The organism is Pseudoalteromonas sp. NH0006-26 (assembly GCF_057552415.1).
In genome coordinates, this window is record NZ_BAAJMJ010000008.1 from 96,655 (window position 1) to 121,240 (window position 24,586).

Consider the following 24,586-nt stretch of genomic DNA (forward strand, 5'->3'; position numbering starts at 1 on the left):
ATATTTTAATGGCACTTTTGCCTGCGTTAGCTGTCACAAATAGTTCTTCGATAAGGACATATTTATGGCAGCGTGGCGCACGGCAATTATTTTATCGGTATGTTTACATGGATTAGTTTTGTTTTTTGTTGCCTCATTAAAAGCACCTAAAATAAAGCCGCCACAATCAACCCCAATTAAAGCTTATATGGTAAGTGTGCCTGCCAAAATTAAAGCAATACAACAACCCCCTCAACAACGCGCTAACAAAAATGTGAATTCAGAAATCAACTCAATTGAGCCTGACAATGCAACCCAATCAAAACCACTAAATATTAATTATAAAAAAACAGAGAAAACGACTAAGCCGCTAAATACCATCACGAAAAATACTCAGCCTGTAATTTTAAAGCCTTATAAAAAGATCGATTTAAACAAAGGACTCAACAGTATTTTACAGCAACAAACTGGCTATTCTGATACTGCAAAGAGTGACCCTCAGAAAAAGCGTATTACAGTTTCAAAAGAGCATGCAGGCAAGGTAAAGCCACTATTAAAAATAGAGCAGCAAAATATGCAATTTACCACTTATCGACGAGGTGATAGCTGTTTTAGAAAGGTATCCGTTGGTGCTGGGGTTATGCCAAAAAATGACTTGCCCGATAGTTACATAGCTGGTGTAAAGTGCGATAAAACTAAGCTAACTGAGGCTTACGATACCGCAATGAATAAATGGCTCAAAAAGAAGTAGCAACTAAAATGCAATCAATCTAAATTAAACTGTAATTCACATAGTTTTTGATACAAAGGGTTATTTGCCATTAATTGCTGATGAGTGCCTGTAGCTTTTATTTCGCCGTTTTCCATTACCACAATCATATCGGCATGTTTTACCGTGGCCAGTCTATGGGCAATAATCAGCGTTGTTCTATTTTGCATTAAGTGTTCAAGTGCGGCCTGAACATGATGCTCGCTTTGCGCATCAAGCGCGCTGGTAGCCTCATCGAGTAGCAGTATTTCGGGATCTTTTAAAATGGCGCGGGCAAGTACAATACGCTGCTTTTGCCCACCCGAAAGCCTAACACCTTGCTCACCTAAAAAGCTGTTATAGCCTTGTGGTAACTGTTTTATAAATTCATCAGCATGGGCATGTTTGGCGGCTGCATAAACTTGCTCGTCACTGGCGCTTGGGTTGCCATAGCGAATGTTATGCATGACATCAGAGCTAAATAAAATCGGGTTTTGTGCCACCATCCCCATTTTGTTGCGTAAGGTGTTTAACGACAACTCTTTAATATTTATATTATGAAATTTAATTGTTCCGCTGGCAGGGTCATAAAAGCGCTGTAACAGTTCAAACAAGGTGGTTTTACCGGCACCTGAAGGGCCAACAATAGCCACGGTTTTACCTGTTTCAATATTTAAACTGATATTATTTAATGCGCTTACATCTGGGCGAGAAGGGTAATTAAAACTAATACCTTCAAGTGAAATTGCACTGTTACTTGTTGTTGCATGTAACTGATCATCTTGTGGAATTTCGGGATTTTGTATTTTACTTTCAACCGCAAGTAGCTCGAGTAACCTTGCTGCTGCTCCTGCGGCGCGTTGTAATTCACCGTAAACCTCTGCGACGGTGGCAACCGACATGGCCACCATAATGGCATAAAACACAAAAGCACCGAGTTCACCGCCCGTCATAGCGCCTGCGAGCACATCACTACCGCCTACCCAGAGCATGGCACTAATAGCACTAAAGGTAAGAAAAATAACTGCTGCAATTAAAAACGAGCGCTGTTTAATGCGGCTTTTGGCAACGTTAAAGGCCTTTTCAGTTTCATTAGCAAAAGCAGATTGCTCTTGCTGTTCATGGCTATAACTCTGTACCACTTTTATGTTTTGAATGATCTCACCAGCATAGGTGCTGATATCTGCAATCGCATCTTGGCTAGAACTTGCAAGTTTGCGTACCTTTTTACCAAAAACCAACATAGGCACCAGTACTAAAGGGACGCAGGCCACGACGACTAAGGTAAGCTTTAAATTAGTAACAAGTAGCATAATTAAACCACCGACTAACATTAGCGCGCTTCGCAGCGCCATAGAAAATGATGAGCCGATAATAGATTGTAATAAGGTAGTGTCGGTGGTGAGTCGCGACATCAGCTCGCCACTGCGGTTTTCTTCAAAATAACTCGGATGCAAGGTAACAATACGATTGAATACAGCTTTTCTAATGTCATTACTGACTCGTTCGCCAATCCACGACATTAAATAAAATCGGCTGAATGTACCCACTGCCAATAAACTGATCAAGCCAATTAATACCAAAACAGCTTGTTGTAATTGCGCTTGCGAGCCGGCAATAAAGCCATGATCAATCACAAACTTAACGCCTTGGCCTAGCGATAAATTAACCCCTGCGGTGGCAAGTAATGCTACTAGAGCGCCTAAAACCACCCATTTATAAGGCTTAATAAAATTGAATATAGGGAATAAAGCGCTAAAGGCGGCTTTATCTGAAGCAGGCTTGTCTGTAGGCATAGTAGATTCTTATTGATGATTAAGGTATAGATATGGCATCAATAGATTAAAAATCAATAGTATTAAAAATCATCAATAGGGAAAAATTATGACAACTAAACAGATAACAGGCGAGTTTACCGTTACATTAGCGCCTATAGAAGGGTATGCACATGGGCAGCAAGGCGTTAATTTAGGTCGGATGTCGATTGATAAACAATTTACTGGTAGCTTAACGGCAACTAGCCAAGGCGAAATGCTTAGCGCCATGACTCCCACCCAAGGTAGCGCTGGTTATGTTGCAATAGAGCAAGTGATGGGCGAGCTTGAGGGCAAGAAAGGCAGTTTTGTACTGCAGCATTTTGGTATTATGGATAAAGGCCAAGACAGCTTAATTTTAAAAGTTGTACCCGAATCAGGCACTGATGAGCTAGCAGGACTAACTGGCAGTATGAAAATACGGATTGAGCAAGGGATTCATCATTACGATTTTGAATACAGCCTATAAAGCAGGTATTTATAATGCAAAAAGTAATCGAATTCAGAAAGGCCCGTTTTTTGGGTGGGGTAGATATAGCCGCACTAAATGATCGCATACTGGAATTAAACCAAGATGGCTGGAAAGTAATAAACGCAGTGCCATTGACAGGCTTTTATGGCCAGGTGCATGGTTATGCATTACTTATTGAAAATGAAGAAATATAAGGGTTATTAATGGCGTTATCATTATGGTTGAGCTTAGCACTGGTGTGCATGATGGGGGCAATGTCTCCCGGGCCCAGTTTAGCTGTGGTATTAAAACATAGCTTAAGCGGTGGTATGAAAAATGGCATGCTGGCAGCATTAAGCCATGGTTTTGGAGTGGGCTTATATGCCGCAGCTTCACTGTTGGGATTAGGTGCATTGATGTTGCAATTTCCTACTGTGTACCAATTTTTAGTGTATTTAGGGGCAGCCTATTTAGCATATTTAGGTTTGAAAATACTATTTTCAAAGCCCAACGACAGCGAGCTAAACATTCAGCAAAGCGACATGAGCAGCTCTAAGGCGTTACAAGATGGCTTTGCCATTGCATTTTTAAACCCCAAACTAGCAATTTTCTTTTTGGCGTTATTTTCACAATTTATCGACCCAGAGAACCTTACTTTAAATATTGGCGTTATTATGTGCTTAACGGTTTTTGTGATAGATACCGGCTGGTATTTATTGGTGGCTTTACTTACTGAGGTGTCTAAAAAGCGCTTTGGTTTTACTAAGCAAAATATCTGGTTAGATAGGCTGTTAGGTGCGGTATTTATCGCGCTTGCGATTAAAGTGGTTATTGGATTTTAACTATCAAATTGATTGAATTGCGTACAGTTGGTAATTAATGTAACTTAAAAAAACTATAATTTAAAAGTGATAAAACGATGTCTAATATAATTTTAAAAAGTGCTACTTTTGATAACAAAGTCAAACAGTACTGGATGTGTTTAGCTGCAATATTTAGCCTTTTTCCAGTTGTAACTATTGTGCTTTTACCCGTTGTATTACTTTTAGTGTGGTTAGTCGCAAGTCGAGTATTAGCCGCTATGTCGGCCGATTTACTAGAGCGCAAGCTAGTGGTGAAGCGCGGTATTTTATTTAAAGAAGAAAAATCGATTCCACTAGAAAAAATCACTGATGTCGGGTTGAGTCAGGGGCCGCTAATGCGCCTATTTGGCTTATACCGTTTAAGTTTTGAAACAGCAGGGCAGTCTGGTCACGGTGCGTTGGTATCGTTACTTGGGGTAGTTGACGCCAGTGGATTTCGTGAAGCCATTTTAACGCAAAAAGATAACCTCACGGCAGAACAACCCGTTCAAGCAAAACAAGACGAGCCACAAAGCCAAGTCGAACTTATTCGCTCGCTGGCCTACAGTGTGAAAAATATCGAACAAATGCTAGTTACACTCCTTGAAGAAAAAAGATGATCAGGTCATTTAAATAGGGAGTTAATGGAATATGGTTAAGTAGAGATTACTTTTTGGCTTGTTTATTTGTAGGCATCATCCGATGATGCCTACAACATGCTAATCCTAGGTATCTTCAGTATTAGTATTCGAAATATATGAAGATATTGATGATGACAGGTTTTTATCTAGAGCACTTTCTAAGCAATGGGAGATTGATGGTGCCGATATTTTAAAGTGATTTAATGCAATACCGTCTAAATAAGTTAAATAAGGGTTTACCGATAAAGTGAACGCACCTAGCTCTTTTATCCACTTTGCTAAAAAAATAACACGGTATTGCGTGTCGCTCCCGTTGTTAAGGTTTACTTCTAAATTTAAATTCTTACTTATTTCACTCCATGGATTCCGATACAAGGTTTCACCAACTATGATCGGTTTTGATGTAAAAAAGCTATCAGGGTTTTTAATATTCTTTTCAACTTTATGATTTACCCAGTTTTGAATTCGTGATGATGTATATTCTTCAAATACAGCCTTTACTGCACTATTTATATGGGAGGGGCAGTTGTTTTGTCTATCTAGAGGAGAAAGCTGACTTATTTGATGAAATGACATTAGGCCTAGTTCAGTCTGAAGAGTGTGTTTAAATGTTGAGAAACGCTCATCAATTGCTTTTTGTTTAGATATAGCAATCAGATCATTTTTATTTAATATCGTAGCTTCTGTATATTTACCTGACCCATTTTTACTATGATTTCCTACAAAAAATGCAGAATGGTTGTTACCAGAGACATCCACAATAATAACTTTATGCGGATTGGAATCACATGTTTGATCAGCAATCGCTGCTTTTTGATTAGAGAGTGTAGTGTTGCATTGAGTTAATGGTGCATAGCTTTTTGCTAGTTCAGAGGCTCTGTCATTATTACAATCTTCACATACCATTAAGGTTATGCTGTCATCAGCATTTACAGAGTGAGCAATGCCGAGTAAAAATAATAAAGCTGCAACTTTTTTCATAAAGTCTTCCTTAGACGAGTGTTCCTTTTTTATATACACTAGCTTTTAAGTTTATTAATTTCAATCTTTGATTTTAATTGAGCATTGTAATTCTCTAATTTGGATTATGTTACAAAGCTCAGCGATCGGTTGATCGCCGAGTAATTTAATTCTTAGCATTTAAAATGCCTGACAAACATCTTCTGCTTTACAGGTAATAACTGTCACGTTTTCGTAGCCTACGCGTGTCAGCGCTTCAGCACTTAATGTTGCGCGTGCACCACTAGCGCAATGTAAATAAATAGGACGGGCTGCGTCTTTTTCTATTTCCATTAGCTTCATTTCAAGTAATCCGCGAGGAATGTTTATAGCGCCTATAGCTGCTTTGGTGGCATGTTCAGCGGGTTCTCGTACATCAATCAACAATCCTTTATTTTGCTCAAGCTCTTTCTTTGCTTGTTCGGCATCAATACGACGCTGATTAGGAGTAATTATTTTTAGTAAATCGGGAATAGGGGTAAGCATGGTGTTTATTCCTTAAAGCCAAGTTTGCGTAATAGAGTGATCATTGGGCACCAGCTAGTAAAAGCTGATTGAATTAAATTTACTGCGATAAAAGCTGTAAAGTAAATCCACTTAGGATCGTGATAAGTTTGCAATAAAAGCGACACAATAATCATTATGCCAGCGATTAGTCTGAGTGCGTTATTTAGCTTCATTATAGTAGGCCAGTTATTTAGTTCAGTACAGTCACTATATTAGATTTATCTATATTAGTAAAATCTAATATTAGACTTTTCTAATCTAACGTCTTATACTCAGACTCTATTTTAGAATAAGAGCATAGTATGAATATTGACTTTACTGCCATGGCCGGCAATGTAGAACAAGCCGAGCAGCTATTAAAAATTTTAGCCAATAAAAATCGCTTGATGATTTTATGTTCTTTGCAAGATTCAGAAATGAGCGTATCTCAGCTCAATGAAGCCGTGCCATTAGCGCAGTCTGCGTTATCTCAGCACTTAGCAGCGTTGCGTAAAGCAAACATTGTGGCTACGCGCCGCGAGAGCCAAACAATTTATTATCGTGTCATTGATGAAAATGCAGTCGCTCTGCTTGGTACCTTGTATGGGTTATTCTGTAAGGGCTAAGTGCGATGAGCTTAATAGACAATGCGGTAAAAAGTAGTTTAAGTGGTCGCATTCCGATTGTTATTTTTGTGATGTCTTTGTTACTTGGGGTATTTGCACTAAATCAAACACCTCGAGAAGAAGAGCCGCAAATTACTGTGCCCATGCTCGATATTTATGTATCAGCACCTAACGTTGAGGCGCCTGAAGTCGCTAGGTTAGTAACACAACCGCTCGAGAAGTTACTGGCTCAGCTGGTGGGAGTTGAGCATATTTACTCAACCACACAAACTAACAGTACAGTGGTTACGCTGCGTTTTGAAGTAGGGCACAACCGCGAACAAGCTATTTTAGATACCTATGCAAAATTAAATAGTTATCAGCATACAATGGCATCGGTGATCAAAAGTTGGCAAATTCGCCCAATAGAAGTAGATGACGTGCCGATTGTGATGTTAGGTCTCTACAGTAAAGACCCGCAACTCTATGGTGATTACGAACTAACCCGTTTTGCTAACGAAATTGCTAATAATTTACAACGCATTGAGCATACCAGTGAAGTTAAAGTAATTTCAGGGCGTACACGCACTCTTACCATTAATTTAAATGCCAGCGCACTGGCTGCCCATCAAACCACGGTAAACGATGTTTTTTACGCATTAAATGTATCAAACCAACTCACTCAAGTAGGGAGTGTGGTTGATAATCAGCAGCAAATTGCAATTCAGGCAGGTGATGTACTAAGAACACAATCAGCGGTAGAGCAATTAGTTGTTAATGTGGTTAATGGTAAAAGTGTTTACTTGATGGACATTGCAACAGTCAGCGATGGCCCTAGTGAAACTGAGCATTACCAATGGTTAGCGCAATCAACTGATCAGCAGCAGTTGCCTATGGTTACTTTAAGCGTAGCTAAGCAAGCAGGGACTAATGCGGTTGCTGTTGCAAATGATGTTCATACCATGATGAATGAACTTGCAAATACTTTACTGCCACCAGAAGTTAGCCATACAGTGCTCAGAGATTATGGCCAAACTGCGAATGAAAAAGTAAATAACCTCACATCAAGTTTAGTGTTTGCGGTGTTTACTGTGGTGATATTTGTTGGCGTGTTTTTAGGTTGGCGTCCTGCCGTGGTGGTTGGACTGGCGGTTCCTATTTGTTATGGCATTACACTCTCATTAGATTTTGCATTTGGTTACACCATTAACCGGGTGACCTTATTTGCGCTTATTTTATCATTAGGCTTACTGGTAGACGACCCTATCACGGGTATTGATAATATTAGCCGCTTTATAAATAACAAAGGCAATAAAAAACAGCATGTTGTTGGCGCAATGAGCGAAATTCGAAATGCCTTGCTTATGTCTACACTCACTATTATGGTGGCGTTTATTCCACTGGCGTTTATTACCGGCATGATGGGGCCATACATGGCACCTATGGCGTTTAACGTGCCCATTAGTGTCATGGTGTCTACTTTGGTAGCTTTTTTTGTCACTCCTTGGCTGGCAATGAAATTGCTTAAACCAAACACCTTAGAACAACCTGATCTTGAACCTAAAGCGGGTTTATACCAAAGACTACTCAGTCCATTACTTGCCTCAAAAGGGCGAGCTAAATGGGTGCTATGGATAACGTTAGGATTGTTTATTATCAGCGCCATGTTACCCGTGATGCGCTTGGTGCCATTAAAGCTCCTGCCTTTTGATAATAAAAATGAGCTGCAAGTACTTATAGATATGCCAGAGGGTACTAGTCTAGAGAGCACGGCTGCATTTACTAAGCAGATTCAAACCCTCACATGGCAGTTAAATGAAGTAAGTGAAATAGCCGCATATATTGGGCACCCCTCCAGTATGGATTTTAATGGCATGGTGCGTGGTTATTATCGCCGTGAAGCCGCTAACTTAGCAGAGCTCAGAGTATTGCTGGTGGATAAATCAGCACGAGATCATCAATCGCATGGTGTGGTTATGCGGCTACGCGAACAACTTGCTCCTTTAGCAAAAAATGGCATTGTTATCAAAGTGGTCGAGGTACCACCTGGGCCACCGGTATTGAGCACTTTAGTTGCTGAAGTGTATCGTGATCCCTTTGTTGATAAGCATACCCATAGGCAGGCTGCTCAACATGTTGCTGCACGTTTGCGCCAAGAGCCTCATGTTGTTGAGGTTGACACATCTTTAGTTGCCCCAGCCCCATTACAGCGCTTTATTACGGATAAAACCAAAGCAGCGCTCAGTGCTGTTGCTACCCAAAATATTGCAGAAACACTCAGTATTGCTTCGCAGGGACAACAGGTTGGTGTGTTGTATGTAAGCAATGAAACTCAGCCGATTCCAATACAATTACAATTGCCTTATAGCGAACGTAATCAGCTTTCACAATTACTTGCGCTGCAAGTAAGAGGGGATAGGGACTTAGCTAAAACCAGTAATGAGTTAGGTATAACAAGTGCACCAAGGCCTTTAGTATCGCTTTCAGAGCTGGGAGAGTTTAAACCATTAAACGTGGCCGACACACTAATGCGTAAAGATCAGCGTGACGTTATTTATGTGATGGCGGAACTAAATGGACGCACGCCTGCAGAGATTATTGCGGATGTAAATGCCGATTTAAACGCAAGTGATCATGGGTTTGAAAAAAACGCGTGGTTAACACGGCACTTTTTTAATAATGGCGGAACCGCGCCATGGCAATTACCGAAAGGAACTGATGTTAACTTTAGTGGTGAAGGTGAGTGGCGTATCACCATTGATGTGTTTAGGGATATGGGCATTGCTTTTGCCTTTGCGCTCAGTGCTATATTTATTATTTTACGGGTACAAACACAGTCGGCGAGTTTATCGCTGATTATCATGTCGGCTATTCCATTAACTGTGATTGGTATTATGCCTGGGTTTTGGTTACTCAATCAATTTGGTGAACGCACCATAGCGGGGGCTCCTGAGCCGGTATTATTTACCGCTACTGCGATGATAGGCATGATTGCCTTAGCAGGTATTGTAGTACGTAATTCACTTATTTTAGTCGAATTTATTAACCAAGCACGTGCTCAGGGGATGGCAATAAAAGAGGCACTTATTGCTGCAGGGACGGTACGAATGCGCCCAGTATTATTAACCGCCGGAACTACTTTGTTAGGTAACTTAGTGATCACACTTGACCCAGTATTTAGCGGATTAGCCATAGCAATTATTTTTGGCATCGTCGCGTCTACCGTGTTTTCGTTATTTGTTGTACCGCTTGTTTATTATTTAGTGTTTACAAACCCAGAGGAAGAAGCACATGCAGGGTAAATCAAAAATTTTTGGCGCAATCAGTGCATTGGTTGTGGTTATTGTAGCAGTGCTATACATGGCCGGTAGCTTTAGTGATAAACAGCCTGCAGGGTTAAAAGAGATTCCAGTTACTCAATATCAAGGTGAGGTGGTCACTGTTGAGCTGCAAACTATTTCGCGAACAGAGCATGTACCAGGGAGTGTAATTGCGAAACAAAACACCCAAATTTCGTCAAATGTAATGGCACAAGTAAAGCAATTTAAAGTGCGTGCCGGTGATAAGGTTAGTCAAGGTGACTTATTGATCACCCTAAAGCAAGATGACTTTAAAGCGTTGCTGGCACAAAGTGAGGCAAATATTAATGCGGTGCAAGCCTCATTAAACCAAGCTAAAAAGCAACTCATTAGAGTAACTGAGTTACAGGGAAAAGGGCTAGTACCAGTGAGTGAGCTTGATGATGCTAAAGCAAAATTTGATAACTTAACTGCCAACTTAGCTGGAGCAAAACAGCAGCAAACCCAGGCGCAGGTATCACTTAATTACACGCAAATTAAAGCCCCAATCTCGGGTGTAGTTGTTGAGCGTTTAGCCGAACCTGGCGATACAGCCTCGCCTGGCATACCGTTGTTAACGCTTTATAATCCAAAACAACTTCAACTTGCTTTTAATGTACGAGAGCAACAAGCAGTAAAGCTTAAGTTAGGCGATCGTTTAAACGTGAGTTTACCTTCGCTCGATCTAACAACGTTTGCAAATATCAGTGAAATTGTACCAGTCGTTGATAACGCTGCACGTAGCTTACTGATCCGGCTAGAAATTGAACCACAGCCAGGGATGATCCCTGGGTTATATGCACAATTGCATTTACCGTTTGAAAACACCCAAGGTGTGCTTGTTAACCCTAATTGGATACATGACTTTGGACAGCTCAGTATGATGTATGTCATTAAAGCTGACAAAATTGAGCGTCGTTTTGTGCGCTTAGGTGAGCAGATTGATAATCAGCAACATATTATTACGGGTCTTAAAGCTGGCGATAAAATAGCAGTGGATTATCAACCAATAACTAAATAACTTGAACTCTGGATAATAAATCTATCTCAAGCAGCTATTTCCAGCGCTAGAGAAAGTAAACATAAATATCATTTATATTCAAAGTATTAGTAATTCTCTTAATCAGAGTTCAGGTTAAATAAAAGTGGCTATTTCATCCAGCGACTTTTTATCAAGTGCATGCAGTGGCACCGTTGCATGCTCATCGGGGTAGCCTGCAATTAATAGCATATAAGGACGTTCGTTGTCTTTATCACGGCCACAAATATCGGTTAAAAAGCTCATTGGTTTTGGCGTGTGGGTCAAGGTTGCAAGGCCTGCTCGGTGTAGTGCTTGAATTAAAAAACCAGTGGCCAGCCCTACTGATTCATGCACATAGTAATTAGTGTTTTTATCGTCCGTATTTACACCTCCCTTTTTTTGACTAAACACTGCAATCAACCATGGTGCGTGTTCTAAATAGGGTTTATTAGCATCGGTGCCTAAAGGTTTTAATGCATCAAGCCATTCTTCGCCTGCGCGACCTTCATAAAATGAGCGCTCTAGTTTTTCAGCGGCTTCTCGTATTTGCTTTTTAACATCTGCGCTATTAATGGCTACAAAATGCCATGGCTGGTGGTTTGCGCCACTAGGCGCTGTACCTGCCGCTTTTATACAGGTTTCGATGATTTCTTTTGGCACCTGGCGGTTACTAAAGCTACGAATACTATGGCGGCGTTGGCTAGTTTGTAAAAACTCATTCGCACGCGCGAGCATTTCCTCTGGCGGGTATTCTATAAAATCGGTTAATGATTGGCTTTTATGATCTTGCATGGCTGTTCGCTTCTTATTTTTAGAGTGTTTGGTTTAAAATTACAGTAAAGGCTTGATCTGTTTAAGTTTGTAAACCCGCGCTGAGCAAAAGTATTTATATCACATAGCAAGGCTTAGCCAATAGATAAGTGAACCTAATATGTACCCTAAAACAATGAAGTAAGCTGTTTTAGGGTGCAATTGTAAGCAAATAGGTTGCTATTCAGAGCGGTTATTCATAACGTAAAGCATCAATTGGATTCAGTCTTGCTGCTTTTATCGCTGGGGCTAAACCAAATACAATACCAATTAGCGAGGTAAAGCCAAACGACAACATGATTGCCCAGCCAGGTATGTAAGCGTCTGGCATGCTAGGTACCATAAAAGAAATGAGCGCAGCCCCCCCATAGCCAATGGCTAGGCCAATTAAACCACCAAATAATGACAGTACTACGGCTTCGACTAAAAACTGCAGCATAATAAACCCAGGTGTTGCACCAAGCGCTTTTAATGTACCAATAACGCGGGTACGCTCGGTGACAGATACAAGCATAATGTTCATTACCCCAATACCGCCAACAACAAGACTGATACCGACAATCCCTGCGGTAATTGCTGTAGCGCTACCTGTAAATTTATCAACATTAGCGCGTGCTTTTTCAGCCGTTTCAAATTCAAAGTCGTTTTCTTGATTGTCTTTTAGTTTATGTAATTGGCGTAAAATGCGAGTGATTTTAGCAAGTACCAACTCTTCATCACTGTCTTCTTTGAGTCTAAACATAATTTGTACATTACTAGTGCTACTTGCACCCTCTAATGCGCTCATGGTACTGATGGGAATATTAATATAATCGTCTTGATCGAACCCTAATAAACTACCCTGCTTTTCAGCAACACCAATAATTCTAAACCACTCGCCGCCAAGTTTAATATATTCGCCTACAGGGTTTTTTGGCAGGTTTAGCTTTTCAATAATGGATGGACCAATAAAAGCGACTCGACGGCGCTTTTCATCATCCTCGGCACGAATAAAGCGCCCAAGTTCAGGAAAGGTTCTATACGCTTTTTGATAATCTTGTTCTGTGCCCATTACTCGTGATGAGTGGCTTTTATTCCCATATTCAGCGCCACCAGAAAAACGCCAAGTAAACATCAGTGCAGTGAGTGTTTCAGCCTCTTTAACTCGTGCTTTTAAGGTTAAAAAATCGTTGTAAGTGAGTTTAGCGTTTTTGCCCACCATTTCTTGTTCAATACTGGTAAAGGGTTTAATTGTGGTTACATCAGGTGCCATATCTGCGAGTTGATCGTTAATTTGCTTAGTAAAGCCTTGCATAACGGCCACCACAGTAATAACCGCGGCAACCCCAATGATAATTCCTAAACAAGTGAGTGCGCTTCGCATGGCATTGGCTTTAATAGCCATTAGTGCTGCTTTTGTTCCTTCCATAATAGCAATAGCAGATTTAAACATGCTGTTTGTCTCCTTCACCTTTACGCACATCGCTCACTACCTTGCCATCAACTAAGCGAATAACTCGCTGGCAATGGTCGGCAATTTCTTGTTCGTGAGTTACCAAAATAATGGTATGCCCTTCATTATGTAGCTCATCAAATAGCGCCATAATTTCAGTGGTGGTTTTGCTGTCTAGATTCCCGGTTGGTTCGTCACCGAGTAGAATATGCGGTTTGGTGACTAAGGCACGGGCAATGGCAACACGCTGGCGTTGCCCACCAGAGAGTTGGCTCGATAAATGACTAACTTTGTCGCCAAGGCCAACTCGTTTCAAGGCATCTAAGGCTTTCTGTTTGCGTTGTTTGGCGGGTATAAACCTATAAACCAAAGGCTGCATCACATTCTCAAGTGCCGACGCGCGGGGAAGTAAATTAAAGCTCTGAAAAATAAAGCCAACACTTTCGTTACGCTGATGAGCAAGCTCGGTTTCTGTCATACTTTTTACAAGTTTATCTTTTAAAAAGTAGTCCCCAGTAGTCGGAGTATCTAAGCAACCCAATAAGTTCATTAACGTTGACTTACCTGAACCTGAAGGGCCGATTATAGCAACGTACTCGTTTTCATTAATGACCACGTTTACATCATCAAGGGCTTTAAAAATTTGCTCACCCATTTTGTATTGCTTGTTAATATGCTCAAGCTTAATTACCGCCGACATTATTGCGCATCCTTGGCAGTTGATTGCTTAACTTTTACCGTATCATTTTCTTTTAGCTTACTGATAGGGCGTGCAGGGCCAATAACAATTCGCTCCCCTTTATTTAAACCTTGGGTAATGGCTTGCTCTATATCTGAAGAAATACCCACTTCTACATAGGCTTTGCTTACAGTGTTATCGTCGTTTAAACGCCATACAAACGTCTTATCATCTTCTTTTTGTACGGCTTCGATAGGGAGCTTTAAGCCATTCACTGCAATGCTTGTTGCGATTTCTGCACGGCAGCTCATACCAGCGTATAGTTGCCTGTCGGTGTTATCAAGTAACACTTTCACTCGAAATGATAAACCTTGTGAACCTGCTTGATTTTTTGCTGATGTTCCAATGTTAATGACCTTGCCAGTGAATGGTTGATTAGGGTACGCAGCAGCATAAATATCAGCATGCTGGTCTAGTTTAATCCCAGCAATATCAGTTTCATCAACTCTCAGCTCAGCCAAAATAGCGCTTGGGTCGGCAACCAGCATTAAATCTGAGCCAATAATATTAGTGGTGCCGGCAATAACGGTTTCGCCTTCTTTAATATTTACTGAGGCGAGCAGGCCACTCATTGGAGCACGAAATACACTTTTACTGAGTCTATCTTCAGCGATTGAAAGAGAGGCTTTTGCTTGATTATAAGACTCTACTCTGGCTTCAATATCTATTTTGGCAAGGTCGCGTGCATTTTGTAAGTTCTCGTATACTTCTTGCCCAGCTAGGCCTACGTCATAAAGTTCTTTTTGACGCTTTAATTGACGTTCGATGTTTAAAAGGCGTGTTTTACTGTGTTTTATTTCTATTTCGCTAGCTCGTAATACCGCTTTATTACGTGTTACTTCTGACTCAAAAGCAGTGGTATCTAAGCGCATTAAAATGTCGCCTTGTTTTACACTTTGCCCTTCTTCAACAAAGACCTTATCGACTCGCCCGGTTACCTCTGAACGTAACTGCACTTGAGTATTAAAGACTAAATTACCAGAGGCCATAATGGAGTCTGCAATACTACCTTGCTCAACCTGTGCAACATTTACTTCTGGTGCTTTTTCATCGCCAGTAATTTGCTTTGATACAATAAGAGCAATAAAAGCTGCAATTGCTAGGGTAATGATAATCGCTTTTTTCATTTTTATTTCCGTATTTAATGAGTAGGCAAAAAAGTTTACCTACATTCCTTTAAGCAACAATAATAATTGTCCAGATGCTGTAAATGGTAATGGTCGGTAGCGCAGCAAAAAGAAGTGCTTTATTAAAGCTGAAATTAGTCCAACATTTTAGGCCAATAGCAACCAAAGCTATGCTCCAAAGACTAAAAATACTTAAACTTTCCATCATGGTGTAAAAGCTATCTCCAAGCTCTAACCCCAGCAACAACTGATTTATCGATGCATAATTAAACAAACTAATAGGTAATTCATTGTTACTGGCTGTAAGAACTAGCGCAACAACACCTAAACTTGAAATAACCATCGGCATCATGCTCCAAACACCAAAACCATACCACGCACCATAGCCGTAATTAGCATCAGGGTCTTGCTTGGATATCAGCATATAATACCCAGATAGGAGTGCATTAATAAAAAGAAGGCCGAAAATCCCACCACCAATTGCAAACCACACTTGGTTATCGAGGCTTTGTTCCATACTTTGACGAATCATTTTTTTCTCGCCAATTGTGGCATCCACACTCGCTGCAGCAACCTGTTGGTCTAAAATAAATTGTGAGTCTGCAGTGGTGTAAAATGTATAAGCAGAGGCTGCAAGGGTTAGCGCGAGAAGTGCAAAAGCAAGCCAAGACCAGCCTTTAGCTTCTTTTAGCCCGTTAAAAGCCTTGCTTGGGCTGATAAAAATATCGATACAAGCAGAAAGCGCGTTAGATGACTTCATTATTATTCCTTAATAACCTATTTGTGGGTTGGTAAACAATTGATACCAATGAGTAGATTAATAATATAGGAAAAAGCAGGTACTAATCTCACTCAATTGTAACCGATTGTTAACAAAAGGTGGTGTGTTATAAAAAGTAGAGTGTAAAGTGCGTATTACTAAGCTCTATAGCTATTAGGTTGTTTCAATAAGTTGATTAATCAGGAGTGAAGTTTAATTGTTATATGGCTGTATTTGATGTAAATACAGCCACATATCTAATTAGCTATCAGATAAACTTAAACCGCTAGGGTTATCTGTTGCAATATAAAGGGCTTTTAATTTTTTATCACCATTTTCGGTTTCAGTAAATTGCTGAAAAGAATAGTTTTTAGAAAAACTTGAAAGAGTCTCAATAGATGCTTGATTACTACTTTGTGTATAAGTAAGTTCTAGTGCGCAAACCTTCCCAGCACACTCGAGATCTTGCTGTAAAATAGTCACGTCTTTTAATTCATTTAGAATAAACTCATTTAGCTTATCTTTACGTATTTGTGCTATTTCAGAGTATTCAATATCAGACATGCGCTGCAGTAATATTGAAGTATCATTTTTAAATACCTCGTCCAATGCTTTTTTTGAAACAAATTCTTTTCCATCCTCAGTTGAAACAAACTCTTCAGAGAAAACGTGGGGGCTTGAAGTAGATGATTTAGATATCGTTGCCACTTTTTGATCTACAACTTTGTGCTGTTTGACAGATGGTTCAGGGGTTTTACTAAATAGGGTGTTTGGCTCAATTGGAGGTTTAGCGTTTTCATTACTAATAACGGCTTCATCAGTTGATTGTATGTGGGTTAGTGGAGGTTTTGAAGGCTGCTCTGTATTTAAAATACTAATACCTACAGCGGTGACAATAACAAGTGCAATTAAAAATACGTATTTCATTTTACTATCCTTAGAAGAGAAAGGCATACGCCTTTCTAAATAACGCTTAACTTTACTTTATCATGCAAGTAACACGACCACCATCAGAGCAAGGGTAACTAACAGTATTGCCATCATGCACAACGGTCATGCTACCTGATGTGCAACTGCATGTCATGGTTGCATAACTTAATCAGCTCATTGTAATTAGAGTAAGTGCTAAAATAGCGAAAGCTTTCTTTGATAAATTCATAATAATCCTTAATTGTGATTTAGAATTTAAATGTTATCTTATTGTTTTTTTTTAAACAACTTTTTTCTAGGTAGTTTAAACATGAGAAAGGGCCTTTCGGCCCTTAGTGTTGCAGCAAGTAACACATTCTTTTTATAGGTTAAAGTCGACCGCGTAGGCTACATAAGCTTTTACATCCGAGCCGTCCATGTCGTTATCAGATAGGCCAAAAGTAAAACCATCTTTAGACACCGATACACCATAATCAATAATATTGTCATCACCGATGAAATCGCCTGAGTAATGCCCTATGTGTAGCGCCATTTCAGTGCCATTGCTACCAACAGCGAAGCTGTAATCGGCATTTAAATACAATGAATCACCAAAATCAGTACCATCACCACTGGCTGCAGATGTTGCAAGTACGGCTGCACCAAATGTAAAACCTTGCACACTAATGCTGCCATAAACTTCTGAAAAATCAGCATCGGCACCTGATGCCGCATCAGGGTACGCATAATAGATATACCCTACGTCATAACTCACACTTTCATTAATTGCGCCGCCAAAACCGGCGTATAAGTCTAGTTCGTAGGTCATTTCATCGGCCCAAGACGCATTTGACGCCCAAGTACCCGCATAAAAGCCAGATCCATTAGTGTAATCAATACCGCCAGATACAGCAGCATCGCCACCAGTTTGCTCCTGTCCGCGCCATAAGTAGTTTGAAGTGGCTGCTGCATTTGCTGTTACTTCAGCAAATGCAGTAGTTGATGTCATTCCTGTTAATGCCAATGCACTGATCAATATTGTTTTTTGTAGTTTTAGCATGTCTCATTTCCCATTGTATGATTTTGCACGCCAAGGCTTTTTATTATGAACGACTACAACCTTTTGTTTGGCGGCATTTTATTATGTTACTAATGGGGTATTTGCACTGTGTGTGCCAAATTAAACTTATTCGTTTATAAATTATTTTTATTATTTAAAACAATGTATTGAAAATAATATGAGGTAGGGATAGAAAAGTAATTATTTAGCAGGTTCACTTTGCTGGTGCAAAAAATAGCCTAGCTGCACCATCAAAGCGCTGCTAGGCTATTTTATTTTTCTTGTGGGTTAATTAACCAAAAATGGCACGCATTAGGGTAATTGTTTCGTTAACACCGCGGCCTTTTTGTACTTCGCTAATAATAGAGTCACGTTTAGCACGAATATGCTCTGGAACATCATCAGCAGCGAGCGCGCGATCCACTAAAATCTCAGCAGATTCTTTGCCTCGACGTGGCGCTTTACTGCTGCTAGAAGTGCTACGTGTAGGTTTATTAAGTAGCTTAATGTAGTTAGAGTTATCTGCAGTATTAGTATCTGCATAATAGAAAAAGCAAGGTATAAGCGCTTTAATATCCACCAACTGTGTTTCTAGTTCATTACCAGCATTGGCCATTTTAAACCATGACATAGCGTGAATGCTTTGTACTACATCTTGCCAGTAACGCTCAAAGTCACGGTTATTTAATTTGGTGATACCAAGTGCGGAGCAAAGTGCATCTAAGCGACTGTTACTAATTGGAGTAAACACATCAGGGCGACGCATTGCTAATAAGCGGGTTGCAGGCGCCAGAGTTGGTTTTTCATCACTACCATTAAATGCACTCAAATAAGCAATTACAAATTGTTGGTAATCACTTTGCGCTACATCACCCTCAAGTGGAATATTGCTGAGTGCATCGTCGAATGCGCCTGGCAAATCAGCCAGCATCTGGTGAAAACCTTTGGCGCTTTTTGTAGAGGCAAACCATTCCACATCAAAGTTATAAGTACTAGGATCCAGTGATGCCATGTGCTTACCGCTAAAAGCGAGTAAGTCTTCAGGGATCATCTCTTTTAACGGCTTTTCGCGTAGGCCTGCAATATAAGTAGTTAAACGTAATTGCTCATCAAGTGCTACCAGTTCTTTATGTTGCTCTACAAACATACTCACTACTGGCCAAGGTGCTACCCGTAATGTTTTTAACTGTAAAAAGCTAATGGCTGAAATAAGTTGGTCATGCAGCTTTTTTAATAATGGTAATTGCTGGGTTTCAAGTAAGTCGTAATTAATGCGGTCGCGGCTTGCATTTAATAGCTCGTAACACCAACCTAAAAAGTCTTCTGGATGGTTTTCCACTTTCACAGCCATCAGGTTTAGGCTTAGCTCTGAAGATTGTTTCAGAATATTTTGATAAATTTGACTTTCTTGCTCGCCTAATGCCATTTTTGACGGTGAAATTAGCAGTTTCTTCATGCCTTGTAGACTCTCCGGTTAGATATATTTTTTAGTCGCTTCATTTTAGCTTATTTAGGCTAAATACAACAGGGGCGGGGATCATACCTAACAATTGCATCAATGTAATCAGGAGCATGAATCTTTAAGTTTATTAAAATGGGTATTCAAAAGCTGACTTAGAAAGAGGGGAGCTCTAATTGATACGTTTTTTATTATTTAACAATGCTTTTCGCGCTAACTCCCGCTATGATAAGAGCATTATTTGCACGTTTGAAAGGATGATCATGAAGACCTTATTTAAAGTTATTGGTGTTTTATTATTGCTATGCATAGCGCTAATTGTTGCTGCACCTTTTTTAATTCCTACTGATACCATTTTTAATAAAGTGTCTGAGCAGGTTGAAAATACAACCGGGCGCACATTAACCATAAAGGGCGATAAAACCCTCAGTGTATTTCCTGCATTAAAGTTAGAACTTAATGATGTGCATTTTGCCAATATGCCTAGCGGCTCTCGCGCTGATATGGCGAGTATGCAGCAACTTGCTGTTCATATTCCTTGGCTTTCATTACTCGGTGGCGAGTTAAGACTAGAAAAGTTTGTTATTAATGAGCCTGATATCTTGCTAGAAACCGATAAAAGCGGCAAAGCTAACTGGCAGTTATTTGATGCAGTAGCTAAACAATCAGACCAGCAAACTCAATCGGGTGAGGCAGTCAAATTACCTGAAAACTTTGATATTCAGTTAGGCGAGGTCGCTATTTATGGCGGGTCGTTTACTTATTTAGATGGTCAAACGGGCGCTAAACAGCAAATTAGCGATTTAGAACTGGCTATATTACTGCCTTCACTGCGCAAACAGCTCGAAGTCAAAGGAGCTATAACTTACATGCAAGAGCGCTTTGAGCTTGATGTAAAACTCGACACACCAGCAAAAGCGATTGAAGGCGCCCCATTTAATGTTAAACAAACGCTTAACTCACGCTTAGTAGATTTAACGTTTGATGGCAGCATAGCCAAACAAGGCCAAGATATTAATGGATTATTAGCACTTAACGGTGATTCAGTTAAAAATATTGCTAACTGGCAAGGTATAGATTTAAACGCAAAAGAGGATGCGTTTAACGCCTTTAGCATCAAAGCCGAAATGCACTTACTCGGTGAAGAGTTTAACCTAACTGAATTAGTAGCAACGCTCGATGCACTCGAGATTAAAGGTAAAAGTAAGTTAAATTTAGGCAGTCGCTTAGCAGTTAATGCGGATATTGATTTAGGAATGCTTGATTTAAATCCTTACTTACCTGAAACCGTAGCTAAAAAAGAAGTCCCAGCAAAAGACGACTCTAAGCCTGCAGAGCCAATAGTATGGGATGATACTAAAATTGATTTAAGTGGCTTAAATGCATTAGATGCAAATGTGATTGTCCGTTCAAGTGGCTTAAAAGCGAACGATATTAAACTCGGCGCAAACCAGTTTACTGTGGCACTAAAAAATAGCGTTGCTAAATTAAGTTTAGACAGCTTTGCCGCTTACGAAGGAACAGGTAAAGGGGTGGTGACTATCAATGCTCAAAATATTCCTTATAAAATAGCAACCAACTTCGATTTAGATAAAATAGACGCACAGCCATTACTTAGCGATGCTGCAGGCTTTGATAAGCTAATGGGCAAGGGCTCTTTAAACTGGAATCTAACCACAGCAGGGCAAAGCCAAAAAACGTTTATTAACGCGCTTAATGGTAAACTAGGGTTCAAGTTCGCTGATGGTGCAGTTAAGGGAGCAAACGTAGCAGAAATGGTGCGTAAGGGGAAAGAGCTAGTTAAAGGCAACTTTAATGCCGTGTCTGAGGGATTAGATACAGGATTTGAGGAATCTGAGAAAACTGATTTCTCTGCACTTTCGGGTAGTTTTAACTTTACCAATGGCGTAGGCAAAAATACTGATTTATCCCTGAACAGCCCTTTAATACGCATTTCAGGTGAAGGAGACGTTGATTTGCCGCAAACTCTGGTTAATTACCGCCTAGTAACAGGTTTAGTAGATTCTATTGAAGGTCAAGGTACTACCGATGATAGCACTGGCTTTAAAATTCCTCTGAGAATAAAAGGCCCATTCCATGATGTTGGTATAAAATTAGATATAGGCAGTGCGGTTAAAGACGAAGCAAAAGAAAAAGCTAAAGACAAAATTAAAGACAAATTAAAAGGTTTGTTTGGCTAATTTTAATTACTGATATAAAACAAGGCACCGTAAAGGTGCCTTGTTTGTTTTATAACCACCTGTAATTTAGATAGATAGCATAAATAACCAGTTTCTAATTTAGCCTATGCATTAAATTAATTAAAAAATAACCTACCACTCCCCCCTCAATGCTGATACAATTGCCCGCCCTTAAGAGACATCTAGTATGTTTTTTGAGTGGAATTCAATCGAAATGTCTTGATTTTAAACAAATTTAAGACAAGTTGTAATTACTACACCGGAGGTCATTAACATGATCCAAATGCAAACTCAGCTGGAAGTTGCTGATAACAGCGGCGCTCGCAAAGTGCAGTGTATAAAAGTCCTTGGTGGTTCACACCGTCGCTATGCAGCGATTGGCGATATCATTAAAGTTTCTGTAAAAGAAGCGATTCCTCGCGGTAAAGTGAAGAAAGGTGATGTTAAAAACGCGGTAGTTGTGCGTACCAAAAAAGGCGTTCGTCGTCCAGACGGTTCATTGATCCGTTTCGACAGCAATGCGGCTGTTATCTTAAATGATAACTTGCAGCCTATTGGTACTCGTATTTTCGGCCCTGTGACTCGCGAACTTCGTAATGAAAAGTTCATGAAAATCGTTTCACTAGCCCCAGAAGTACTGTAAGGAGTCTATCATGGCAGCAAAAATCCGTCGTGATGACGAAGTAATCGTACTAGCAGGTAAAGACAAAGGTAAGCGCGGCAAAGTGCTTTCAGTTGTAACCGAGTCTGGTCGAGTATTTGTCGAAGGCATTAACTTAATCAAGAAACATCAAAAGCCGGTTCCACAGTTGAACCAAGCTGGCGGTATTGTTGAGAAAGAAGCGTCTATCGACGTATCAAACGTTGCGATCTACAACTCGGAAACGAGCAAAGCAGATCGTGTAGGTTTCAAGATTGAAGATGGTAAGAAATTACGTATCTTTAAATCTACTGGTAAAACTATCTAATAGTTGGAGTAGAATGATGGCGAAACTGCATGAAGTATATAAAGACAAAGTAGTTGCTGAACTTCAAGAGAAGTTTGGTTTCAGCTCTGTCATGCAAGTCCCTCAGATCGAGAAGATCACATTAAATATGGGTGTGGGCGAAGCCTTAGCTGACAAGAAGATTTTAGATAACGCTGTTGCGGATCTAGAAGCTATCTCTGGTCAGAAACCTTTAATCACTAAAGCACGCAAATCTGTTGCTGGCTTCAAAGTGCGTGAAGGTTACCCGATTGGTTGTAAAGTAACCCTACGCGGCGAGCGTATGTGGGACTTTTTTGAGCGTTTGGTTTCAATCGCTATCCCACGTATCCGTGACTTCCGTGGTGTAAGTGCTAAGTCTTTTGATGGACGTGGTAACTACAGCATGGGCGTACGTGAACAAATCATCTTCCCAGAAATTGATTATGATAAAGTAGACCGTGTACGCGGTATGGATATCACAATCACTACATCTGCGAAATCAGATGAGGAAGGCCGTGCGTTGTTAGAAGCGTTTAACTTCCCATTCAAGAAATAAGGGTAGGGTTATGGCAAAGAATTCTATGAAAGCGCGCGAAGCAAAGCGCACTAAACTAGTTGCTCAGTACGCTGAAAAGCGTGCAGCACTAAAAGCTATCATCAGTGATGTTAATACATCTGAAGATGATCGTTGGGACGCGGTACTTAAGCTACAAGCTTTACCTCGTGATTCTAGCCCTGCACGTCAACGTAATCGTTGTAACATTACGGGCCGCCCACATGGTTTCCTTCGCAAATTCGGCATGAGCCGTATTAAAGTTCGCGAAGCAGCTATGCGCGGTGAAATTCCTGGCCTTAAAAAGGCTAGCTGGTAATAGAATCATGGGAGTAAGACTATGAGCTTGCAAGATCCTATCGCGGATTTATTTACACGAATCCGTAACGGTCAGTCAGCGAAGAAAGTATCTGTAACGATGCCTAATTCGAAACTGAAAGTAGCAGTAGCTAATGTATTAAAAAATGAAGGTTACATCGCAGACTTCGCAGTAAGTGGTGATGTTAAACCTGAGCTTTCTATCGAGTTAAAGTACTTCGAAGGCAAAGCTGTTATTGAAAATATCCAGCGTGTAAGTCGCCCTGGTCTACGTATCTATAAGAGACGTGACGAATTACCGAAGGTAATGGGTGGTTTAGGTATCGCTATCGTATCAACTTCTAAAGGCCTAATGACAGACCGCGCAGCACGTAGTGCAGGCGTTGGTGGTGAAATCATTGGTTTTGTAGCTTAATCGGAGGGGAACTATGTCTCGCATAGCAAAGGCACCAATAAACGTTCCTGCCGGTGTAGAAGTTACATTAAAAGGCCAGGAAATCACAGTTAAAGGCAAAAACGGTGAACTTACTCGTACTATCAACAATGCTGTTGAAGTACAAGTTAACGACAACGTTATTACAACTTTACCTCGTGAAGGCGTAGCCAATGCATGGGCACAAGCAGGTACTGCTCGCGCTCTAATCAACAACATGGTTGTTGGTACGCATGAAGGTTACGAGAAGAAACTTCAGTTAGTAGGTGTTGGTTACCGTGCTGCAGCTAAGGGCAAAGTTTTAGACTTAACTCTTGGTTTCTCGCACCCAGTTAATTTCGCAGTTCCTGAAGGAATTACGATTGAAACTCCAAGCCAAACAGAAGTTCTAGTTAAGGGCGTAGACAAGCAGTTAGTTGGTCAAACAGCTGCTAACATTCGTGCATACCGTAAACCTGAGCCTTATAAAGGTAAAGGTGTTCGTTATTCAGATGAGAATGTACGCCGTAAAGAGGCTAAGAAGAAGTAAGGTAAGACGATGGATAAAAAAACAGCTCGTCTACGTCGTGCTAAACGCACTCGTAGAAATTATATTGAACAAGGCACAACGCGTCTTGTTATCCACCGCACGCCACGTCACATTTACGCTCAAGTTGTAAACGCTGAGGGTAATGTACTGGCTGCTGCTTCTACTGTTGAGAAAGCTATTAGCGAAACAGTTAAAGGCACAGGCAACGTTGCAGCTGCACAAGCAGTTGGTAAAGCGGTTGCTGAACGTGCGGCTGACAAAGGCATCGAAAAGATTGCTTTTGATCGCAGTGGCTTTAAATATCACGGCCGTGTGAAGGCGCTAGCGGATGCTGCGCGTGAAGCCGGTTTGCAATTCTAGGAGT

Annotated in this window: 28 protein-coding genes; 16 read left to right on the plus strand and 12 right to left on the minus strand. The window is 40.5% G+C overall.

The window, feature by feature from the left end:
* The first annotated feature begins 64 nt into the window (after positions 1 to 64).
* On the plus strand, positions 65 to 730 hold the full coding sequence (locus AC27JR_RS13130; RefSeq protein WP_487173855.1) for a hypothetical protein: 666 nt from the start codon (positions 65 to 67) through the stop codon (positions 728 to 730).
* 14 nt (positions 731 to 744) lie between these two features.
* On the opposite strand, the gene AC27JR_RS13135 is transcribed toward AC27JR_RS13130, so the two are convergent.
* On the minus strand, positions 745 to 2,523 hold the full coding sequence (locus AC27JR_RS13135; RefSeq protein WP_487173856.1) for an ABC transporter transmembrane domain-containing protein: 1,779 nt from the start codon (positions 2,521 to 2,523) through the stop codon (positions 745 to 747).
* An 88-nt stretch (positions 2,524 to 2,611) separates the two neighbouring features.
* On the opposite strand from AC27JR_RS13135, the gene AC27JR_RS13140 reads away from it, so the two are divergent.
* The 4 genes from AC27JR_RS13140 to AC27JR_RS13155 all read left to right on the plus strand — a co-directional run bounded on the left by AC27JR_RS13140 (position 2,612) and on the right by AC27JR_RS13155 (position 4,454).
* Positions 2,612 to 3,010, plus strand: coding sequence for a DUF3224 domain-containing protein (locus tag AC27JR_RS13140; RefSeq protein ID WP_487173857.1), 399 nt, complete (start codon positions 2,612 to 2,614; stop codon positions 3,008 to 3,010).
* A gap of 14 nt (positions 3,011 to 3,024) precedes the next feature.
* Positions 3,025 to 3,207, plus strand: coding sequence for a hypothetical protein (locus tag AC27JR_RS13145; RefSeq protein WP_290167477.1), 183 nt, complete (start codon positions 3,025 to 3,027; stop codon positions 3,205 to 3,207).
* Positions 3,208 to 3,216: 9 nt separating this feature from the next.
* Entirely contained in the window at positions 3,217 to 3,834 is a 618-nt protein-coding gene (locus AC27JR_RS13150; RefSeq protein WP_055012716.1) for a LysE family translocator, read from the plus strand.
* Positions 3,835 to 3,911: 77 nt separating this feature from the next.
* Positions 3,912 to 4,454: a PH domain-containing protein gene (locus AC27JR_RS13155; protein WP_487173858.1), complete on the plus strand. Its 543-nt coding sequence runs from the start codon at positions 3,912 to 3,914 to the stop codon at positions 4,452 to 4,454.
* A 105-nt stretch (positions 4,455 to 4,559) separates the two neighbouring features.
* Here the strand turns inward: AC27JR_RS13155 and AC27JR_RS13160 are convergent, their stop codons facing one another.
* From AC27JR_RS13160 to AC27JR_RS13170, 3 genes are all read right to left on the minus strand, one after another.
* On the minus strand, positions 4,560 to 5,456 hold the full coding sequence (locus AC27JR_RS13160; RefSeq protein WP_487173859.1) for a hypothetical protein: 897 nt from the start codon (positions 5,454 to 5,456) through the stop codon (positions 4,560 to 4,562).
* A 159-nt stretch (positions 5,457 to 5,615) separates the two neighbouring features.
* A complete protein-coding gene (locus AC27JR_RS13165) occupies positions 5,616 to 5,960 on the minus strand; it encodes a rhodanese-like domain-containing protein (protein ID WP_008115421.1) in 345 nt (114 codons plus the stop codon).
* 5 nt (positions 5,961 to 5,965) lie between these two features.
* Positions 5,966 to 6,154: a YgaP family membrane protein gene (locus AC27JR_RS13170; protein WP_010392474.1), complete on the minus strand. Its 189-nt coding sequence runs from the start codon at positions 6,152 to 6,154 to the stop codon at positions 5,966 to 5,968.
* Positions 6,155 to 6,283: 129 nt separating this feature from the next.
* Here AC27JR_RS13170 and AC27JR_RS13175 point away from each other — a divergent pair, with 129 nt between their 5' ends.
* Genes AC27JR_RS13175 through AC27JR_RS13185 form a run of 3 tightly spaced genes read left to right on the plus strand, consistent with a single transcriptional unit; the run spans position 6,284 to position 10,924 of the window.
* Positions 6,284 to 6,586, plus strand: a complete 303-nt coding sequence (locus AC27JR_RS13175; RefSeq protein ID WP_055012714.1) for an ArsR/SmtB family transcription factor — start codon at positions 6,284 to 6,286, stop codon at positions 6,584 to 6,586.
* Positions 6,587 to 6,591: 5 nt separating this feature from the next.
* Positions 6,592 to 9,867 (plus strand): efflux RND transporter permease subunit, encoded by a 3,276-nt coding sequence (locus tag AC27JR_RS13180; RefSeq protein ID WP_487173860.1) that lies wholly within the window; start codon positions 6,592 to 6,594, stop codon positions 9,865 to 9,867.
* On the plus strand, positions 9,857 to 10,924 hold the full coding sequence (locus AC27JR_RS13185; protein ID WP_487173861.1) for an efflux RND transporter periplasmic adaptor subunit: 1,068 nt from the start codon (positions 9,857 to 9,859) through the stop codon (positions 10,922 to 10,924). The genes AC27JR_RS13180 and AC27JR_RS13185 overlap by 11 nt, the downstream gene beginning before the upstream one ends.
* Before the next feature lie 114 nt (positions 10,925 to 11,038).
* Here AC27JR_RS13185 and AC27JR_RS13190 read toward each other — a convergent pair whose 3' ends face one another.
* The 8 genes from AC27JR_RS13190 to AC27JR_RS13225 all read right to left on the minus strand — a co-directional run bounded on the left by AC27JR_RS13190 (position 11,039) and on the right by AC27JR_RS13225 (position 19,217).
* Positions 11,039 to 11,716, minus strand: coding sequence for a nitroreductase family protein (locus tag AC27JR_RS13190; RefSeq protein WP_372859013.1), 678 nt, complete (start codon positions 11,714 to 11,716; stop codon positions 11,039 to 11,041).
* A 211-nt stretch (positions 11,717 to 11,927) separates the two neighbouring features.
* Positions 11,928 to 13,166: an ABC transporter permease gene (locus tag AC27JR_RS13195; RefSeq protein ID WP_487173862.1), complete on the minus strand. Its 1,239-nt coding sequence runs from the start codon at positions 13,164 to 13,166 to the stop codon at positions 11,928 to 11,930.
* Entirely contained in the window at positions 13,159 to 13,866 is a 708-nt protein-coding gene (locus tag AC27JR_RS13200; RefSeq protein ID WP_008115410.1) for an ABC transporter ATP-binding protein, read from the minus strand. Before AC27JR_RS13200 ends, AC27JR_RS13195 begins: the two co-directional genes overlap by 8 nt.
* Positions 13,866 to 15,032, minus strand: a complete 1,167-nt coding sequence (locus AC27JR_RS13205) for an efflux RND transporter periplasmic adaptor subunit (protein ID WP_487173863.1) — start codon at positions 15,030 to 15,032, stop codon at positions 13,866 to 13,868. The genes AC27JR_RS13200 and AC27JR_RS13205 overlap by 1 nt, the downstream gene beginning before the upstream one ends.
* 49 nt (positions 15,033 to 15,081) lie before the next feature.
* On the minus strand, positions 15,082 to 15,792 hold the full coding sequence (locus AC27JR_RS13210; protein WP_487173864.1) for a YIP1 family protein: 711 nt from the start codon (positions 15,790 to 15,792) through the stop codon (positions 15,082 to 15,084).
* A gap of 261 nt (positions 15,793 to 16,053) precedes the next feature.
* Entirely contained in the window at positions 16,054 to 16,719 is a 666-nt protein-coding gene (locus tag AC27JR_RS13215) for a hypothetical protein (protein ID WP_487173865.1), read from the minus strand.
* 364 nt (positions 16,720 to 17,083) lie between these two features.
* Positions 17,084 to 17,761: a TorF family putative porin gene (locus AC27JR_RS13220; RefSeq protein ID WP_487173866.1), complete on the minus strand. Its 678-nt coding sequence runs from the start codon at positions 17,759 to 17,761 to the stop codon at positions 17,084 to 17,086.
* A 292-nt stretch (positions 17,762 to 18,053) separates the two neighbouring features.
* On the minus strand, positions 18,054 to 19,217 hold the full coding sequence (locus AC27JR_RS13225; protein WP_131691766.1) for a hypothetical protein: 1,164 nt from the start codon (positions 19,215 to 19,217) through the stop codon (positions 18,054 to 18,056).
* 266 nt (positions 19,218 to 19,483) lie between these two features.
* Between AC27JR_RS13225 and AC27JR_RS13230 the strand changes: the two genes are divergently transcribed.
* From AC27JR_RS13230 to rplR, 8 genes are all read left to right on the plus strand, one after another.
* Positions 19,484 to 21,421: an AsmA family protein gene (locus AC27JR_RS13230; protein ID WP_487173867.1), complete on the plus strand. Its 1,938-nt coding sequence runs from the start codon at positions 19,484 to 19,486 to the stop codon at positions 21,419 to 21,421.
* A 274-nt stretch (positions 21,422 to 21,695) separates the two neighbouring features.
* The gene (rplN, locus tag AC27JR_RS13235; protein WP_008115397.1) at positions 21,696 to 22,064 is read left to right on the plus strand and encodes a 50S ribosomal protein L14; all 369 of its coding nucleotides are present in this window, start codon (positions 21,696 to 21,698) and stop codon (positions 22,062 to 22,064) included.
* Positions 22,065 to 22,074: 10 nt separating this feature from the next.
* A complete protein-coding gene (gene rplX, locus AC27JR_RS13240) occupies positions 22,075 to 22,389 on the plus strand; it encodes a 50S ribosomal protein L24 (RefSeq protein ID WP_004589210.1) in 315 nt (104 codons plus the stop codon).
* A gap of 16 nt (positions 22,390 to 22,405) precedes the next feature.
* Positions 22,406 to 22,945: a 50S ribosomal protein L5 gene (gene rplE, locus AC27JR_RS13245; RefSeq protein WP_010392500.1), complete on the plus strand. Its 540-nt coding sequence runs from the start codon at positions 22,406 to 22,408 to the stop codon at positions 22,943 to 22,945.
* Positions 22,946 to 22,955: 10 nt separating this feature from the next.
* Positions 22,956 to 23,261 (plus strand): 30S ribosomal protein S14, encoded by a 306-nt coding sequence (rpsN, locus tag AC27JR_RS13250; RefSeq protein ID WP_006794245.1) that lies wholly within the window; start codon positions 22,956 to 22,958, stop codon positions 23,259 to 23,261.
* A 21-nt stretch (positions 23,262 to 23,282) separates the two neighbouring features.
* Positions 23,283 to 23,675, plus strand: coding sequence for a 30S ribosomal protein S8 (gene rpsH / locus AC27JR_RS13255; protein WP_008115392.1), 393 nt, complete (start codon positions 23,283 to 23,285; stop codon positions 23,673 to 23,675).
* Between the two features lie 13 nt (positions 23,676 to 23,688).
* Positions 23,689 to 24,222, plus strand: a complete 534-nt coding sequence (gene rplF / locus AC27JR_RS13260; protein WP_008115390.1) for a 50S ribosomal protein L6 — start codon at positions 23,689 to 23,691, stop codon at positions 24,220 to 24,222.
* Between the two features lie 9 nt (positions 24,223 to 24,231).
* Positions 24,232 to 24,582 carry a 50S ribosomal protein L18 gene (gene rplR, locus AC27JR_RS13265; RefSeq protein WP_008115388.1) on the plus strand — a complete coding sequence of 117 codons (351 nt, stop codon included), beginning with the start codon at positions 24,232 to 24,234 and terminating at the stop codon, positions 24,580 to 24,582.
* The last annotated feature ends 4 nt before the right edge of the window (positions 24,583 to 24,586 follow it).